This window comes from Oligosphaera ethanolica, from assembly GCF_030814695.1.
Taxonomy (GTDB): Bacteria; Verrucomicrobiota; Lentisphaeria; order Oligosphaerales; family Oligosphaeraceae; genus Oligosphaera; species Oligosphaera ethanolica.
The window spans coordinates 395,030-413,074 of record NZ_JAUSVL010000001.1 but is presented as its reverse complement, the minus strand read 5'-3'; the positions used below and the strand labels follow the sequence as shown (position 1 = coordinate 413,074).

The following is an 18,045-nucleotide window of genomic DNA, read 5'->3' as shown; positions in this document are numbered from 1 at the left end:
TTCGCGTGATCCTATTGTTTTGCGGGCGTGGCTTTGATGACTTTAGTTTCGCCGAGGCGCAGGTCCAGGGTGATGGACGTTGCGGCCGGTGTCGCCTGGACGTCATTGTTCATCACGTCGGTGACGATGCGGGCATCGGGGAAGCGCAGGGTGACTGGGCCTTCGTGATTGGCGTGGACGACGAAATAGGGGTCGCGGGCGAAGAGCACGCAGTCGTCACTGGTATAGCTGGTAATGCCGGCGCAGGTGGCCGCATAGCGGAGCAGTTCCGGTGGCAGTGCGGGCATGGCGTTGAAGATGGCTTGGCCGCGGCGAACGACGGCGGCGCTGCCGTCCGGCCAGGTCGCCAGGATGTCATCGCCGGGGGCGGTGACCACGCTGAAGAGCAGAGCGGGCTTGCTGCCGTTGGTCCAGTTTTCGGGCAGACCCTGTGCGCGGCCGGCGGTGGAGGCGTTGACCACGCAGGGGTCTGGCGTGGCCATCGCCTGGAGCTGGAAGCCGGTGAGGGCCGCGCTGGCCTGGATGTCCAAGCCCTTGACGGGGTCGATGATGCCCGGCGCGTGGCACCACAGGACGGTGCGGCCGGTGACGGCCTGGCGCAGCGCCTGGCGTTGCGCGTCGTCAAGCACCCATGCATTGAGCATGACCAGCAGGCGGCTGGAGACCTTGCCAGCGACGACGTCGTCAAGCAGGTACTGGCCGAAGGTGCTGCCGGTGCGGGGGAAGGACGCGCGGTCGGTGTAGATCATCGGTCTGGTGATGCCGCCGCCGTCAATGGTGTAGTTGGCGGAGAATTCGTCGAGGACGGAAGCGATGTCCGGTTGGAAGGGCTGCGGATTCTGGATCAGCTGCCAGTCCATGGCTGCGAGCTGCTTCATGTCCTCCCAGAAGGTCGGGTCGTTGAACCAGCCGGCGGAGCGCAGGTCCATCCACCAGCAGGCAAAATTTCGGCAGATTTCCTGTGCGGTATTGCGGACGAGTTTTTGGCGGGATTCCCATTGGTTATTGGCGCGTTGCTTCCAGCCGGGCGGGGTGCCGGTGCTCAGGTGGGTGGAGGTGTCGTCCTCATAGAGCCAGAGCTTGCCGGCGAGCATGACGGACTCCGCGGCGGACATGGCGTGGGCGGCGCCGCCGAGCTGCCGGTCGGTGTAGGAGATGGGCGAGCAGAGAATGTCGATGTCCGGACTGTCCAGCAGGGCGCGCAGCTTGTAGTGCCCGGAGGCGCTCATGCGGGCCATGGCGGCGAATTCGTAGCCGTAGCCGTAGAAATGCACGGAGAGTTTCTTGCCTTTACTGGCGCTGCGGACGGTTTTGGCGATGGCCAGCACGGCGTCAGTCATGGCGTCCTGGAGGAAGAGATTGTAGTCGATGACGTCCTGAGCCAGTCCAGGGGTGAGGAGCATGCCGTTGCGTTCGGCATCGCGTCGGCGTTGTGGTTCTGGCGCGACGACGTCCTGGCGGCTGATGGCTGGCTGCTGCCAGGCCAAGCGGAGCGCGTTGTCGGATGGATAGCGTTTCATGATCCAGTTGCGGAAGGCGTCTTGTTCGGCCTTGCCGTAGCCGTGATAGTCCTGTGACCAGCTGTCCTGGTAGAACCACTCGCCAGTATTCTGGCCGCAGGGGTGGTAACCGGCCATGTTGTCGGGGTACTTGGCGTCAAGGAATTCGATAAGTGCGGCCATGCGTTCGGTGGCTTCGCGGAGCCATTTTTGCGACGACACGCTGTGGATGGGGCGGTGTTGGTGTGCGTTGTCCTTCCAGACCATGAGTTCATCGGGATTTTCTTGCATCCACCATGTCGGCGGGGCCATGCCGAAGCGGGGGACGAGTTTGGCCTTGGGGTTGGCCTGCAGGACCCGTTCGACGGCGGCGATGGGTCCACGCCAGTCGGGCTCGCTGCCCGGTTTTGGCCAGGGCATGGGCACGGGCATGGAAACGAAGTCGATGTCGGCGCCGGCGGCAAGTTTGATCTGCGACTGGAATTGGCCGTCGCTGAGGAGCTTGGTGAAACTGTTGCCGATCTGTCCGGGCGGCGCGTAGCCGGCGAAGTTGAGTTCGCTGGGGGCGGAGGCGCTGAGCCACACCTGCACTTGGTAGGTTCTGCCTGCCACGAAGGCTAGGTTTTGCGAACGGCTGTAGAGGTGGAAGTCCGGCCAGGAGCCGCCGGTGGGGGGAGTCGTCAGGGTGAGTTTCAAGCAGTTTTTGCCGTCGTGCTCTTCGGCGGCGATGCTGCCGACGGTGTTCTGCTCGTCGGTGGGCCAGTAGTTCCAGCCGGCCTTGAAGTCGTCCATGCCTTTGGCGAAAGTGAAGGGCGTCAGGAGCTCCTGGCCGGTCACCGTGTCAATGACGGCAATTTTTTCGATCCACAGGGTCGCCGGGGAGTCTTTGAAGCGCAGGTGGAAGGTGACGGGGCCCTGGTAGTCGGCGTCGCTGATGTAGCGCATGTCCAGCAGCTGGCTACCAGTTTTGATTTCGTAATGGGTGCTGGTGGGGCCGCCCCAGAACCAGCGTGGCCGTACGGGTTGGCCGTCGAGCGTGATTTGCGGGACGTCGTTGCGGGGCTCAACCCGCACGTCGAGAGCCAAAGCGGCAGTAGCACAGGCGAAGAGCAGGGACGACAACACTTTCATCGCAGAGCCTCCAGGGATTGGGTTTCGCTAGGGATTGGCAGTCGCAGGGGAAGGGCCATACACTAGTCAAACGAGTTTCGCAGTGCAAGGCGGGGGCCATAAAACAACGCCCCGGCAAAGCGCTTATTGGCTTTGCCGGGGCGGGCGAGGAAAATCTGCGGAATGGGCGAAGAGTTACGGTGCCCAGCCGGGATTGAGGCAGCTGGGGACGACGGAGCCGACGCGGTAACTGGCCACATGGCCATCAACATGGCTGATGTTTTGTTGCTGGCCGCCGCCGTGGGTGAAATTTGTTCGCCGCATATTGGTCCAGCCCATGGCACCGGTATTGGGCCAGAGGTGGGTGATTGAATCCAGGCCGGCGCGTTCATAGGCAAAATGTTCGAGCATCACGTAGATTTTGGACGATTCCTTGACGATTGCCAGGGACTTGCCGCCCAGGTAGCTGTTGTTGTAGCCGTAGTGAGTGTAGGCCAAGCTCGTCCATGGGCTGGAAATGTTGAGCTCACCGGTGTTGCTTGACGGCCGGCTTGGGCACTTCCAGGTGGTGTTGTTGCCGACGTAATCCGCATAGAGTGACTTGTAGGCGTAGGGCAGGGGCTGCCAGGCACTGTCGCCCCAGAAGGTCGGGGCAAAATAGTCGTTGTTGTCATTCAGATACATGCCGACGCCGAGGGCGATCTGTTTGGCGTTGCTCGCGCAGGAGATGGCTCGCGCTTTCTCCCGCGCCTTGCTCAATGCCGGCAAAAGCATCGCCGCGAGAATGGCGATGATGGCAATGACGACCAGCAGCTCAATGAGCGTAAACATGACTAGCGATGGCTGGCGACGTGAGGCGTGCATGAGTGTCTCCTCCATTTGGGGGGGGCGGGATCGTAAATTCTTCCTAACGGGGCCATGATGAAAAATACTGGGCGCATGACGTCATGACAGAATACCTTCAGTATACAAAACATTCGCAGCTATTGCAAGGATTTTGGTGAAGAAATAAACACGAACGGCGCGGCGATCGGCTCGCGAAGGCTTGCGACACTCTTCTTCGCGCCTTGGCGTCTTCGCGTGAGGAAAAAATACCCGCGCGGCAAGCCGCCCGGCACTGGCCGCCCGGCCCTTCGCGTGAGCTCAAACCATCTTCGCGTCTTGGCGTCTTCGCGTGAGTAACAAATACCCGCGCGGCACTGGCCGCCCGGCCCTTCGCGTGAGCTCAAACCATCTTCGCGTCTTCGCGTGAGAGTAATTGATTTCCGGGGAAGAACGGTTACGTTTTTCTTTTCATTTTCGCTCCTCATCCTCTGTATGGAAACCACGCATTCATGCCTGACGCCCCCCTGAGTGAATTATTGTCGCCGGCGCTGTTGTCCCGCATCGCGGATTACGGTTTGTTGTCCCGTCTGGCGGTAGATGGCTACATGTCGGGTTTGCATCGCAGTACGGCGAAGGGCTACGGCAGCGAGTTTGTGCAGTATCGCGGCTATAGTTCTGGTGACGACCCGAAGTACATTGACTGGAAGCTCTATGCCCGTCGTGGCAAGCTTTATACGAAAGTCTTCCAGGAAGAGACCACCATGCGTTGCGCGTTGCTGATTGACGCGAGCGCATCGATGGCCTATCGGGGAAAAGACGCCGTCTGCAGCAAGTATCGCTATGCGGCGATGGTCGCGGCCTGCTTTGCGTACCTCGCCCAGCGCCAGGGCGACCGGCTCGGGCTCTTCGTTTACGCTGACGACATGCTTTACGCCACGGCCCGAGGTCAGCGCGAAGGGCAATTGCGCCGGGTGACGGAGCAACTGTCGCGGGTGAAACCAGCTGGTGTGGCCTACCACGATGCCGCGCTGGTCCAGGTCGAAGAATTCCTCGGCCGGCGCGGTCTGCTGGTCTGGTTCTCGGATTTCCACGGTGCGGACGACGGTCTTGCCCGGCAAGTCCGCCGTTTACGGGCGGCGCATCGCGATTGCCTGGTCTGCCAGGTTCTCGATCGCGATGAAATTGATCTGCCTTTTGCTGACACCCTGCGGTTTGTGGACAGCGAGAATGGCGACGAGATCACGACGGCGCCGGGGGAAGTCTGCGCTGATTATCAGGAGCGCATGCAGGCATTCATGGCCGGTATCCGCCAGGACTGCCTTAATAACAACACGGATTATTTGTTGACGGCCACGGACGAAAATCTCGCGGATGTGCTCGGTGCCTATCTGCATCGGCGGGAGGCGTTGCTCTGATGCTGACGTTTGCCTACCCGTGGTTATTGTGGGGGCTGCTGGCCTTGGCTGGTCCGCTGGTGCTGCATTTGCTCAATCGCCGGCGGCCACGACAGCTGGTCTTTCCCAGCATCCGTTTTTTGCGGCGTTCGCAGTTGCCGCGGGAGGGCCGGCGGCGCCTTCGCGACCTGCTGCTCTTGCTGCTGCGATTGCTGCTGCTGGCGGCGGCGGTGCTGCTGCTGGCCCGGCCACGCTGGCAGGCCGAGGCCGAGCCGGTGCCGGACAACGCTGCGCGCCACGCGGTTTTCGTGTTGGACAGCTCCGCCAGCATGGGCGGCTGGGACAAACTGCCGCGAGGCCGAGAACTCGTGACTGAGGCCCTGGCGGATTTGTCGGGCTGGCAGGTTTCATTCATGAGTTATGCGCAGGGCGTTCTGCGCGAGGACCCTTTGGCGACCGCACCCGGCGCGCATGATGCCGCCATGGCTGCGTGGTCAGTGACGGCGTTGCCCGGCAATCCCGACCCAGCCTTGCGGCGGGCCGTGGCCTTGCTTGCGGGTGCATCGACGGGGCGCCTCTACATCGTCAGCGATTTTCAGCAGGGCGACTGGTCCCGGGTCTACGACCTCGTGCCTAGTGAGGTTGGGTTGCACATGCTTGATGTCGGCCGCGATGGGGTCGAGAACGCCGGCGTGACCATGGTTCGTGGCGTAGAACTGCCCAATGGGAGCAGCCGCTTTTTGGTGACCGTGCGTAATTTCAGCAATGTGACATTGAAGCGGACCTTGACGGTCCGAGTCGGCCAGGAACGCCAAACCAAGGAACTGGACGTGCCGCCGCTGCGGAGTCAGCGGGTGCCAGTGGTCTTTAGTGCGGCACCGGAAGGCAGCCAGGCTGTCGCCGAGCTCGACGCCGATGGCTACGAGCTCGATGATCGCTATCTGTTCTGGGTCGGCCGCACACCGCCAGCCAAGGCACTGGTCGTTCTCCCACCCGACGACAGCGCCGACAGCCGACTGGACGATTTCTTCGTGCGCCAGGCCATGCTCGCCGAGCAGGACGACGGGCTGGCCCGCTTCGAGGTCGAGACCGTCACGACCGATCTGCTCTTCGGCGTGGATTTCAAGGCCGTGCAGGTCATTTTCCTCCTGGGCTCCGTGGAGATGCTGACGGTTGACGACGTAGATAACTTGCGGGCCTTCCTGGAGCGCGGTGGCGTCGCCATGGCCACACCAGGGCGTTCGCCGGCTCTTGCCATGCGCGCGCTGCGCCAAACGTCGTTATATTCCGGCCAGCTGCAGGGCATGATCAATGGCGAGGGCCTGGGCATCGGCAAGGTCGAGCCCGACAGCGTGCTCGGCGAGCTCTTTGCGGCGGGCGAAGAAAGCGACCTCTACACCTTCGTCATCTTCCGCCACCACCGCCTGGTGCCTGACCCCTCGGCGCAGACTGTCATCAGTTCTCTGGCAGAGCAGCCGCTGCTGCAGGAGAAAAACGTGGGCGCCGGCAGGCTTTACGTCTTTGCCATGGGCTTCAGTCCGTCCTGGAGCGACATCGCCTTGAGCAATTCGTTCCTGCCGCTATTGCGCGAACTCTGCCTCAGCGCGGTTCCGGCAGATTACGGCGTGCTCCGGTTGAGCTGTGGCGACGCCCTGCCACAGCTGACGACACTTCTGGGTGAGGCCATCGCCTCATCGCGTCCCATTGATAGTAGCGTTCCTGGCCTGCATCGCCTCGGCGACTGGCCGCTGGAAATCAATGCGCCGGTGCGCGAGTCCATGACGGAACGGCGCTATGCGGCTGACGTGCGCACGGCGCTGCAACGCGATAGCGCCGATGCGGCCGGCGTTGGGCGTGCAACGCCCGGCAGCGGCGGGATGCCTGCCCGGCAGCCGTTGGCGCTCTGGCGCTGGCTTGCCATCGTCATGGCCGCCGTCATGCTCGTCGAGCTGCTGTTGCGGACTGCCTTGAAAGTCTAGGAGCGCCGTTGCCATGTGGGACAAGACCGACCAGAACAGCTCCCGCCATGGGCAGACACAACGTGGCGACGTGCCGGAAAGCAACGGCGACGGCGCTGCCGCCGCCGATGCGCAGCCGGGTTCGACGCCTCCAGTGAATATGCCTCTGGCCGGCGACAGTTCTGCTGCCAGCGCTTCCTCGGCCCGGTCTGCCACTGGCGATGGCAATTCATCCACCCGTGCTGCTTCTGGCAATACCAGTGGCGAGGCCTCTGCGGTAGCGGCGGGTTGTGGCGACGCGGTGGATTTGCGGGTGGGTCGTGAGCTGATTGGCCGCGACGATCGCGTGCGTGGTTTCATGCTATATCTTCGCCAGGAACGGCAGTGCTCCGAGCACACGGCGAAGAACTATTTTCTTGACTTGGCTCAATGTGTACAGATGACGCCATTGCTGGTTGCCGATGGCCAGTGCTGCTGGTCGAAGCTGACGGCGGCGACGGCACGCCGTTTTGCGATGAGTCTGGCGGCGGCGGGTCTGCAGCACAGCAGCGTCAATCGCAAGGTGGCCAGTCTGCGCTCCTTCTACCGCTTTTTGTTGCGCGAGGGTGTGGTCAGCAGCAGCCCCTTCCGGCAAGTGCGGCGCGGCAAGACCGCTCGGCGCTTGCCGACCGTACTGGATGTGGCTGAGGTCAGCAAACTCCTCGATGCGCCCGCTGCGTACTGGGCCGGCCAGGTGGCCACCCGCAGTGATCTACGCAGCGACGCGGAGTTTTCCGCGACGCGTGATGCGGCGTTGCTGGAGGTGATCTACAGCGCCGGCTTGCGTGTTAGCGAAGCGGTCGGCATTGACGGTGCTGACATCGACTTTCTTGGCTCGGTGTTCAAAGTGCGGGGAAAGGGCCACAAGGAGCGCCTCTGCATGCTGGGCCGGCCGGCGGCGAAGGCCCTCCGGGACTACCTGCGGGTGCGCGAGGAACGCGGCCTGGCGGGGCGGCGCGATCCCGGGCCGGTTTTCCTCAATCAGCACGGCAAGCGCCTGACCACGCGCTCGGTGGAACGCATGTACAAGGTGTACATTCTGTCGGCGGGCTTGCCGGTGGACAGCACGCCGCACAAGCTGCGCCATTCCTTTGCTACGCACATGCTCGCGGCTGGCGCAGACCTGCGCGTCGTCCAGGAAATGCTTGGTCACGCCAATCTGACTAGTACGCAGATTTATACGCATATCGACATCGGCCGTCTGCAGGAGGTCTATGCCAAGGCCCACCCGAAGGCATGATGGCGCCATGCAATACGCGAGGAATGCCTCACTTATTAATCCCAGCCGTTTACGCTGCAATTACAGTCTTTCCCGCAGTCTTTTGTTTTCAGCGCCAAAGCGGCGACCTAATAAACACCGCGTAGGGCTCAAGGAACAAGACAAGGAAGACGTCCTATCGGGTTCCATTGCCTCTTTGGCCCCAGTCAGCTTCGCCGACTGGGGCCAAAGAGGCCGAGGAACACGAACAAAAATGGCGATTTGCCCAGGGCGTCGCTCCGCCCTGGGCTTTCATAGATCGCGCTTTCAGCGCTCAAATGCCAACGGAATGACGGTTATGCGGTTCGCCTGACAAGAAGGCTGCAGGAACTACCAGTATTATTGGGTGACCGATTACACACGCAAGTGCATTCGCCGTCGTGGAACTTGGCAAATGCCTCCCGGGCGGGTATTTTTGTGTTTTTGTGTTAACGCACGAACGTTACGACGTTATGACCATCGGTATTTTATGAACGGGAGCGACAACGGGTGAAATGGCTGCATAAGATCATCAAGGCGGGGCTCGGCAGGCCCCTGTTGCTGTTCTTGGTGCTGCTGTTGTCGCTCAATGGCTGGCTAGAGCTACGCGGCCTGCCGGCTGCCCGTTGCCCGCTGCTTCGGAACTTGTTGGCTAACAGTGGCCTTGACGGTGAGTTCAGCTGGCTGCGCATAGGCGTGGTCCGCGGCATGGTCCTCAATGATCTCGGGGTGACCGTGATGACGCCGGCTGGCCCGGCCGTGATTCACAGCGAAACGGCGGCGTTGCGTCTGCGTCTGGGGGCGCTTTGCCGCGGCAAGATCGTTCCCGACATGGTGATTCTCACCGATGCCAGGGTGAATCTGCTTGACGAGGCACGCCGCAGCATGCTCTTTTGTCGGCTTGACAAGGTGGCTCTCCGCCTGGGCGTTGATGACGGTCTGCAAGTGGACCTGCTGGGGCGCCTCCACGGTTTCGAATTACACGGCTCGGCCCAGCTGGCTAGTGGCCGTCAGTGGTTTGAACAACAGCAGGCGGCGAATTCCGGCGCGCCAGTACGCCGCCAGCAGCAGCTGGTCGCCGGCATCAATGGCGCGGCAGCAGCGCTTAACCGCTGTGATTTTGGCCACGGTGATGCCCGCCTGGACGTACGCCTGACGGGCGATTGCCTTGATGCCCAGTCGTTAAGCGCGCGCGGACGTTTCAGCCTCAATGACGCCGAGCTTGACGAGGTCTTCATCGGCAAATTGCGCGGTGTATTCCAGGTGACGGCTAAGGAAGTGCTAGTCGATCGTTTGCTGCTGTTCATGGGTCGCGATGAACGGTTGCAGGGCAGCGTGCGTTTGGACCGACGGCGTCAGCAGCTCAGCGCGGAATTGTGGGGGCGGCTGTTTCCGGCCAGCGTGGCCCAGGTTCTTGGCCGTCATGGCAGCGAGCTGCCGACATGGCTGCGGGACCTGCCTACAGTTCAGTTCCGCGGCACGCTGCCACCAGCGCCGTTGGCTCTGGCGGCGATGCGGCCTGAAGTGCAATGTCATTTCGGCGCCTCGTCATTGCGGCAGCTGCATATCCAGCGTGGCCAGTTTATGCTCGCACTGGCGGAAAATGCGGTGATTTTGCGTGATGTGCGTCTGGATATCAATGATCTTGAGGGTGAATGGCTCAGCGGCGAAGCGCGTTGGGATTACGCCAAAGACATGCTTTCCGGCACATTCAGCGGCCAGCTGCAGCTGCTCACACAGTTACGACGCCTGGGCTTGCGCGTGCCGGAGAAGGTGTTCAGCGTTGAGGACCGCAAGCTATCCCTGTCGGTAGACTTGCAGCCGTCGCCCTTGGCCTGGCGGCAATGGCAACTGGCGGCGACCTTGACGCAACCGCAGCCCCTGATCTGCCAGCGCGAAGTGAACGAACTGACGGCGCGATTGCGTCTGGTCGACGGGCGGCTCAGCCTTGACGGCCTTGGCATGGTGCTGCCGGACTTGCCGGCGGAAGTCCTTGATGTCACGGCCGCGACCGATCTGGGCGAGTTCCTCGACCGGGGGGCAGGCGAGCTGCGCTTCGCTCTGCAGCTTCAGGCCAAAGGCGCGAATGGCGATCCCTGGACGCCGGGAATGACCATGTCCGGCCAGCTGCAGTACCGTCGGGACAAGGGGCAACTTCACGTCGCCCTGCAGAGCGCCGGCGACATCTATCCCGATCGCGTTTATCGCAGTTACAGAGAGCCGCTGCGGATTCCCCCGGTTGATATCCTGGCCTTGATATACTGTACGGAACAACCGGTGGCTTTCACCCTGGAGCTGCCGGCCTGGAACGTCGGCCGGGAACCGTGGCGCTTCGGCGGCACCCTGCGCGGTGAAAATGGCGGCTTTGATACGTTGGCATTGAGCGTGGCCGAAGGCGAGTACGCCGTCAGCGCCCGCGAAACCACCTTCAATAATCTTCGGGCGACGACATCGATGGGCGAGAGCCTCGCCCTGAATATGCGTATTCAGTACGCCCCTTTCGTCTTTGAACTCAGCGATATCGACGTGGTCGGCAATCCCCGGGTGGCCGATCCCTTCATCATGCACGGCTATGGCCGCGAGATTTATAACCAGATATGGGAGCACGTGCTGTGGGATCCTGAACATCCCGCGCACATCCAGGCGCCGTCCCTGATCTACACCAGTAACAGCGAGAGTGATTGGCGTCTGACCATGTCCTCCACGCTGACGGTGGAAAAAGTGACCTACCGCGATGCGGTCATCCCGGCGCTGCAAGTTGCTGTCGGTCTGGACTTGCCCAGCCAGGTGATGATCCGACCGATTACGGTGACGGTGCCGAACGGCGTTCTTCGCGCGGAATTTGACATTTTTTTGCAGGGCGTGCCCCAATGCGAGTTCCGCATTCTGCCTTCCGAGGGCACACTTAATCCGAAAAAACTGCTGCAGGCCATTGATCCAAGTTGGGGCAATCTGCTTGCGGACGTGAGTTTTTCCGACGCGTCGCACCTGCATTGCGACGGCTCGTTCTTTCTCAGCGGCGAATCTCGTCTGCAGATCGGCGGCCGCTTGCAAAGTCCCCATTGCACCTATGGAGTGCTGGCGGTGGAGGATGTCGTCGCCGACTGGTCGCTGACGGCTAGCACCCTGCATTGGCAGGTCAAGGACGCCAAATACCTCGGCGGCAGCTTGGCCAGCAGCGGCTTTTACGACACCCGGACCAGTCGTGGCGAAACGCTACTGATTGCCAACAAGATGTCTCTTGACCGTTTTCTGGCGCAACTGGGCATTGACGAAAAGAGCACGGAAGGCTTGCCTGGCCATGTCAATGCCGAAAGCCACGTGCAGATCCTGCGTGGTTGGGCTGGTCGGCCCTATCACTTGGAGGGGACGGGCCACGTGGCCATCCGTGATTCCGAGCTGTGGCAGGTGCCGCTGTTGACCAAGCTAGGCGGATTGCTCGAAGTGACGACTCTCAGCTGGCTCACTCAGCGCCGCTTGGCCGGACTGGGCCGCATTTCGTCTTTGGACGCCGATTTGGAATTCCTTGGCCAGCGCCTGGTCGTGCCGACCCTGTCAACCAACGGCACCATCATCGCCCTTAATGGCTCCGGCGAGTACAACTGGGACACGGACAAGATGTACTTCCAAGTCAGTGGCGAGGCGCTCAAGGAAGTCAGCATCCTCTCCATGGTGCTCAAGCCGCTCACGTGGGCCTTCCACGCCGAATTGACCGGCACCCGAGCGAAAAACGAATGGACCTTGCGGACGGCTCTGCGCAAAATCTTCTCACTGGACTGACCTTTGCGCCCGCGTAATCGGCCAGTCGTTGACACTTGTTATCACCGCCTTTTGTTTTCAGCACTCACATGCCGCCGGGACGGCGGCGCTCCCAGGCCTCCCAGACGTCGGCTAATCAGTCCCTTGAGTCCAATGCGTCATTCCCCGCGGTCCCGAAAGTCCCCACGGTCCAATCCATGGGATCATGCCTCATGAGTCCGTGAGTCCTCGCCACAGTGCGCGCCGCCGCCAACTGGTCCCCACGGTCCTTGGCGTCCCTTGGAACCGCCAGTATCAATGAGTGTGGCATTACCGCGGCCGTGGGGTTTTTGGCTTGGCCGGTGTTGTCTTATTTTCATGGTAAAGCATATTATGAGCTTGCGGTGTGCACATTATGCCGAGCAGAGCGACGCCGGGCGCCGCTGACATGGAGTCAGCCTGCGCTGGTTGGAGCATGAATGGCTGAGAGACGACGGGTTTCCGCGCGGGGTCACCCGTGAAAGGGGTACCATGTTTTTTGATAAAATCAAGTCCTTGCTGTCGAACGATATTGGCATCGACCTCGGTACTATGAACACGCTGGTCTATGTGGTTGATCGCGGCGTGGTTCTGCAGGAGCCGTCGGTGGTGGCGATCAATGCCGACACTGGCAAGGTCCTTGCTGTCGGCAGCCAGGCCAAGATTATGATTGGCCGTACGCCGGGCAATATCCGCGCTATTCGTCCCATGCGGGAGGGCGTCATTGCCGACGCCGAGGTGACTGACGAAATGCTGCGCTATTTCATCCGTCGCGCCAGTGGCCGTTTCAAGATCATGCAGCCGCGGGTGCTCATTGCCGTTCCGACGGGCATCACCGGCGTGGAAACGCGCGCTGTTCAGGACAGCGCGCGTCGTGCCGGCGCCCGTGATGTGCGGTTGGTGCAGGAGCCGCTGGCCTCGGCGATTGGCGTTGGTCTGCCGGTTGAAGAGCCTACGGGTAGCATGGTCGTGGATATAGGCGGCGGCACGACGGAGGTGGCAATCATCTCCCTGGCGAACATCGTCCACTCCGCCAGCGTCAAATGCGCCGGCGACGCGATGGACGAGTCGATTGTCAAGCACATGAAAAAAGTCCACAATCTACTGATTGGCGAACGCACTGCCGAAGAAATTAAGATACAGATAGGCAGCGCCTACAAGATGGACGAAGAGAAGCAGATGGAAGTCAAGGGCCGTGACATTGGTCAGCATGGCAGCTGTCTTCCCCGCATGGTGACCATCACCAGCGAAGAAATCCGTGAAGCGCTGTCTGAGCCGGTGTCGCGCATTGTTTATGCCGTACGGACGGCGCTGGACACCTGCAAGCCCGAGTTGTCTGCTGACTTGATTGACAACGGCATTGTGTTGGCTGGCGGTGGTGCGTTGCTGCGGGGGCTTGACCGGCTGCTGTCTGAGGAAACGGGTTTGGCGGTGAGCGTTGCATCTGATGCGTTGCGGGCGGTCGTCAATGGTACCGGCGTGATGCTTGAGAGCCCGCATTCGGTGTTCAGCCAGCCGATCGACTCGTCCATTGGCCGCGGTGACCGCGGCGGCGCGGAGGGCTAAGCGTGGCAGCCGTAGCTGGTCCGCTGTCGTCAGCTGTTTATCAGCCCTACGAATGGGCATGTCTAGCATAACTACCGAGAGAGCAAAGCAAGGAGAAAAGCATGGCACGTCCAGTCACAATTTTCACTGGCCAATGGGCCGACCTCCCGTTGCAGGACCTGGCGACGAAGATCAAGTCGTTCGGTTATGACGGCTTGGAATTGGCTTGTTGGGGCGATCATTTCGATGTCTTTAAAGCCGCGGAAAGTGCCGCGTACTGCAAGAGCAAAAAAGCCATGCTGAAGAAGGCCGGCCTGAATTGCTGGGCAATCAGCAACCACCTGGCTGGGCAGTTGGTCTGCGATCCCAATGATGACTGCCGGTCGGACAACTTTGGCATGCTGCCTAAAAACTGCAATGGCAATGCCGAAAAGAAGCGCGCCTGGGCTGTCGAGGCCATGAAGGCGTCGGCCCGCGCTGCCAAGAATATGGGCATCGGCGTTGTCAATGGCTTCACCGGCTCGCCGATCTGGCACATGCTCTACAGCTTTCCGCCCGTGTCCGATAAGATGATTGACGACGGCTATAAGTTCTTCGCCAAGATGTGGAATCCCATCCTGGACGAATTTGACGCCTGCGGCGTGAAATTCGCGTTGGAAGTCCACCCGACGGAGATCGCCTTCGATCTATATTCGGCGAAGCGGGCCTTGGCAGCCATCAAAAACCGCCCGGCCTTTGGGTTTAACTTCGACCCGAGCCATCTGCTGTGGCAGGGCGTGGACCCCGTGGCATTTCTGCGGGAATTCCCGGATCGCATCTACCACGTGCATGTCAAGGACGCCAGCGTGACCCTCGATGGCCGCAGTGGCATCCTGTCGTCGCACCTGAATTTTGGTCAGCCCAACCGCGGCTGGGATTTCCGCAGCCCGGGACATGGCGATGTGAACTTCGAGGAGATCATCCGCGAACTCAATCGCATCGGCTACAATGGCCCGCTGTCCGTGGAATGGGAAGATTGCGGCATGGACCGTGATTACGGCGCCAAAGACGCCTGCGCTTTCGTGCGCAGCACCGACTTCGCGCCGTCAACTATCGCCTTCGACGCCGCCTTCGAACACTAGGCCGTTACTGTTCCTTCACTGGTGCCGGCTGGATGACGATCACGCATCCAGCCGGCACTTTTTTTATCCGCAGAGTAGGTTTCTTTTTTCATCGGCCGGATCGGTCGGATCGGTCGGATCGGACGGGTCCGTCCGCGAAAGACAGTCGAATCGTTTATTGTGGTGGTGTTTACTGCTTGAGGGGGAGGGCGACGCGGCGTTTTTCGCGGTCGGAGATCAGACCGGCGGTCATGATTTCCATGGCATCGCGGGAGATGGCCGGGCTGCACATATCGTCGGGTTCGCAGTTATTTTCCAGGCAGAAGATGAAGTGATTGGCGGCGTTCTGCTTGTGTGGGGGCAGGACGTCGTTGTCGATGGGCTGGGGCTGTTTTTTGGCGTCGTTGGAGATGAGCACGCGGTTGTTTTCGGTGACGATGGTGCCGGTGGAGCCCAGGAAGATTGAGTCGTAGTAGGGCGGCAGTTCGGTCCAGGATGCTTCGGAGCGGCCCAGGGCCTTGTCGTAGATCATCAGCATGGTGCCATTGTCATCGACCGTGATGTCATTTTTGACCAGGCGCTGGCGCCAGCCGATGACTTCTTTGGGGTATCCCAGCAGGAGCCGGCAGATATTCGCGCCGTAGCAGCCGAGGTCGACGAAGGCGCCGGCGCCGTTGCGTTTTTCGTCATAGAGCCATTCGTAGAAATGCCTGGTGCAACCGACTTCGCGGGGGCCGAGGTGGGCGCGGCGGATGCGGATGTCATAGACTTGGCCGATGGCGCCTTCGCGGACCAGTCGGAACGACGTCTGCATGGCCGGGTACCAGTTGGGATGCCAGTTGATCAGCAGTTTGACGCCATGCTGTTTCACGCTCTGGAGGATCTGCTCCGCCTGTTCGAGGGTGGCCGCCATGGGCTTCTCAATGAGCAGGTGGACATGGCGCGCGGCAGCGTACTCGGCGATTTCCGCCGTGAGGCAGTTTTCGGTGGTGACAATGAGGATATCGAGTTTCTCGCGGTCGATCATCTCCCGCCAATTCGTATAGCAGGTGGTATCGGGGTACTTATTGAGGAATTGCGCCTGGAGGTCCTCGGCCGGTTCGGCAAAGGCGACCACGCGGCACTGGGGATTGGCGGCAAAGCCGTCGATGATGCGCCAGATGTGGTCGTGAACAAGACAGGCCACGCCGATGTTATAGGTGCGGGTACTCATAGTGGGTCCTTTTTTCTGATAGTGTTAGTGGGATCATTGCTGGGCGGCGCGCGTTATGTCCCCGGCCGGTGGGTATGGTTGCAGCCTGGATCGTCAGTCGATGGCGACTTCGCGGCCGCCGTTGGCTGCTGAGCGGTAGATGCCATCGAGCATCTTCTGGATGGCCATGCCGGCTTCGCCGGGGGCGCGCAGGGGCGTGCCATAGAGGATGCCGCTGGCGAAGTTTTTCATCTTGGCGGTGAACCAGTTGATCATCTGGTCTTCGGGAGTAAATGCCGGCGTGGACGTCAGCATGGTCCCGGCGCGGTCGGTGAAGAGCGACGACGTTTCCCAGTCGAAGCCGCCTTTGCTGCCCATGATCTGGATGTCGTAGCGGTTGCGTTCGATATGGGCGGCGTAGGACGCCTCGACCTGCAGGATGGCGCCGTTTTCGAAGCGGACATGGCCGATGGCCAGGTCTTCGACCGTGTAGGTCTTGTAGTCCCAGTTTGGCCACTGGCATTGCGTGTCGCAGGGCTTGTCGCCCAGGTAAGTCCAGACATTGCCGACGGCGGCGACGGGCTTTGGCGAGCCCATGCAGTAATGTGCCGCTTCCATTAGGTGCACGCCGAGGTCGATTAGCGGCCCGCCGCCCTGCAGCTCCTTTTGGCCGAAGACGCCCCAGTTGGGGATGCCGCGACGGCGCAGCGCCTGGCATTTGACGTACATGATGTCGCCGATATCGCCGGCGTCGCGGGCGCGCACGAACATCTCGGTGGCTGCGCGGTAGCGGAATTGCAGACCGACGGCGAGGAGCTTGCCGGCTTTCTTGCTGGCGTCGATCATCAGCTGGCATTCGGCGGGCGTCATGGCCATGGGCTTGGCCGTCATCACATGGCAGCCGGCGTTAGCGGCGGCGACGCTGGCGGGCATGTGCACGCCGTTGGGCGTGGCCACTACCACCGCGTCGGGCTGGACTTCCCGCAGCATGTCGTCCCACTTTTCAAAGACGGCGGTTACGCCGGTCTTCTTGGTGAACCAGTCCAGGCGCTCCTTGCGGATGTCGCAGCCGCCGACGATCTCGAATTCGGGGATGCGCTTCATGGCGTCGATATAGACATTGCTGATCATGCCGCAGCCGATGACTGCGGTGCGGATTTTCTTGCCGCTGTTCGACGTTTCCTGGGTCGCAAATGACTGGGTGCCAACGCTGTTGTCTGCCATAATCACGTCTCTCCATGTTGCGGGTGCGCGTCGTTACGGCTGCGAAAGCCGCAGCCAGCGAAAAAACCTGCCACTACCATACCGAGCCATGCCACGCGACGCTTTGCACAAAATGTCTTTTCTATGGCCCAGTCTTTCTAAAATGCGCGCGGCAAAGGCACTGAGGGTGGGCGGCAGCGCCGTCCGCATTTTTTACCCGTCTGATTTGCCGTTGTTGGCCTTGCGGGCATGCAGGTAGAGTTGTAGGGCGTTCCAGGCGTTGTGCCAGAAGACGTAGAAGGTCGGCCCCAGCGCGGCCAAGGGATTGGCGTAGGTGAGGGCGAGGTAGATGGTCAGCGACGTGTTTTTCTGCCCGAGCGTCTGACTGGATTCACGGCGGAGGCCCTTGTGGCCGATGGCGTAACCGATGCTGAAATTGAGCATGCAGATGACCAAGGACACGGCGGCAATGGCCCAGATGGCGCCGGCAGTGCCGGCGGCATCCTGGCTGTGGATGAATCGCGACGCGTCGGCGGCGATGTAGAAAAGCATGACGACCCACAGCGCGAAAGACAGGCCCTTGAGGCGTTTGGCGAAGCCGATGGCGCGCGGCTGGGCCATACGGACGATGCGGGCCAGGTAGAGCGGTACGCCGATGAGCTGGACGATGTTCCAGGCGATGGGCAGGAAGCTCGACCAGCTGAAATGGCCGGACAGTGCCACGAGCAGCAGTGGCAGCGACAGAGGTATGAATGCGTTCGTGAGCACGAAGCCAGTGAGGACATAGCTGACCTGGCCGCCAAGAAAGCCCATAACGACCGGTGCGGCCGTCGCCGTCGGTGCAATGCCAGTCCAGAAGGCGGCGAGAGCGAGGTCGCGTCGGCCCGCGGCCTGGAACAGCGCATAAGGCAGCAAGGCCATGACAAAATTGAGCGCCAGCACGCGGAGGTGCGTACGCTGTATTTTGATGTCGCCGAAGTGCATGGGAATGAACATGATGAACAGCATGGTCATCAGGCAATAGCGGATGACGATGGTGTTGCTGCAACCGGGCAGGGTGGCGCCGGAGACCATGGCGGCGAGCATGGCGCCGGGTTTGAGGAGGGCTTTGAGGGTCTTGGGCATGGGAGAGAGAGGGTGCAAACGTTGTAATGGGGGCACAGCAG

General features: G+C 61.2%; 11 protein-coding genes. 6 read left to right on the top strand and 5 right to left on the bottom strand.

All coding sequences use genetic code 11. The features are described 5' to 3' along the window. Window positions 1-11: 11 nt before the first annotated feature. Entirely contained in the window at window positions 12-2,630 is a 2,619-nt protein-coding gene (locus J3R75_RS01430; RefSeq protein ID WP_307259464.1) for a beta-galactosidase, read from the bottom strand. A gap of 174 nt (window positions 2,631-2,804) precedes the next feature. Then, window positions 2,805-3,473, bottom strand: coding sequence for a type II secretion system protein (locus J3R75_RS01425; RefSeq protein ID WP_307259462.1), 669 nt, complete (start codon window positions 3,471-3,473; stop codon window positions 2,805-2,807). Between the two features lie 470 nt (window positions 3,474-3,943). On the opposite strand from J3R75_RS01425, the gene J3R75_RS01420 reads away from it, so the two are divergent. The 6 genes from J3R75_RS01420 to J3R75_RS01395 all read left to right on the top strand — a co-directional run bounded on the left by J3R75_RS01420 (window position 3,944) and on the right by J3R75_RS01395 (window position 14,505). Further along, entirely contained in the window at window positions 3,944-4,849 is a 906-nt protein-coding gene (locus J3R75_RS01420) for a DUF58 domain-containing protein (RefSeq protein ID WP_307259460.1), read from the top strand. Then, window positions 4,849-6,807, top strand: coding sequence for a vWA domain-containing protein (locus tag J3R75_RS01415; protein ID WP_307259458.1), 1,959 nt, complete (start codon window positions 4,849-4,851; stop codon window positions 6,805-6,807). The genes J3R75_RS01420 and J3R75_RS01415 overlap by 1 nt, the downstream gene beginning before the upstream one ends. Before the next feature lie 13 nt (window positions 6,808-6,820). Beyond that, the gene (locus J3R75_RS01410; RefSeq protein WP_307259456.1) at window positions 6,821-8,065 is read left to right on the top strand and encodes a tyrosine-type recombinase/integrase; all 1,245 of its coding nucleotides are present in this window, start codon (window positions 6,821-6,823) and stop codon (window positions 8,063-8,065) included. A 507-nt stretch (window positions 8,066-8,572) separates the two neighbouring features. Next, window positions 8,573-11,842 (top strand): hypothetical protein, encoded by a 3,270-nt coding sequence (locus tag J3R75_RS01405; RefSeq protein ID WP_307259454.1) that lies wholly within the window; start codon window positions 8,573-8,575, stop codon window positions 11,840-11,842. Between the two features lie 489 nt (window positions 11,843-12,331). Continuing rightward, the gene (locus J3R75_RS01400) at window positions 12,332-13,405 is read left to right on the top strand and encodes a rod shape-determining protein (protein WP_307259453.1); all 1,074 of its coding nucleotides are present in this window, start codon (window positions 12,332-12,334) and stop codon (window positions 13,403-13,405) included. Between the two features lie 101 nt (window positions 13,406-13,506). Further along, window positions 13,507-14,505, top strand: a complete 999-nt coding sequence (locus tag J3R75_RS01395; protein ID WP_307259450.1) for a sugar phosphate isomerase/epimerase family protein — start codon at window positions 13,507-13,509, stop codon at window positions 14,503-14,505. 169 nt (window positions 14,506-14,674) lie between these two features. Here the strand turns inward: J3R75_RS01395 and J3R75_RS01390 are convergent, their stop codons facing one another. The 3 genes from J3R75_RS01390 to J3R75_RS01380 all read right to left on the bottom strand — a co-directional run bounded on the left by J3R75_RS01390 (window position 14,675) and on the right by J3R75_RS01380 (window position 18,004). Next, the gene (locus J3R75_RS01390) at window positions 14,675-15,697 is read right to left on the bottom strand and encodes a Gfo/Idh/MocA family protein (RefSeq protein WP_307259448.1); all 1,023 of its coding nucleotides are present in this window, start codon (window positions 15,695-15,697) and stop codon (window positions 14,675-14,677) included. A 93-nt stretch (window positions 15,698-15,790) separates the two neighbouring features. Continuing rightward, a complete protein-coding gene (locus J3R75_RS01385; protein ID WP_307259446.1) occupies window positions 15,791-16,900 on the bottom strand; it encodes a Gfo/Idh/MocA family protein in 1,110 nt (369 codons plus the stop codon). 192 nt (window positions 16,901-17,092) lie between these two features. Next, the gene (locus tag J3R75_RS01380) at window positions 17,093-18,004 is read right to left on the bottom strand and encodes a bile acid:sodium symporter family protein (protein WP_307259444.1); all 912 of its coding nucleotides are present in this window, start codon (window positions 18,002-18,004) and stop codon (window positions 17,093-17,095) included. Window positions 18,005-18,045 lie beyond the last annotated feature (41 nt).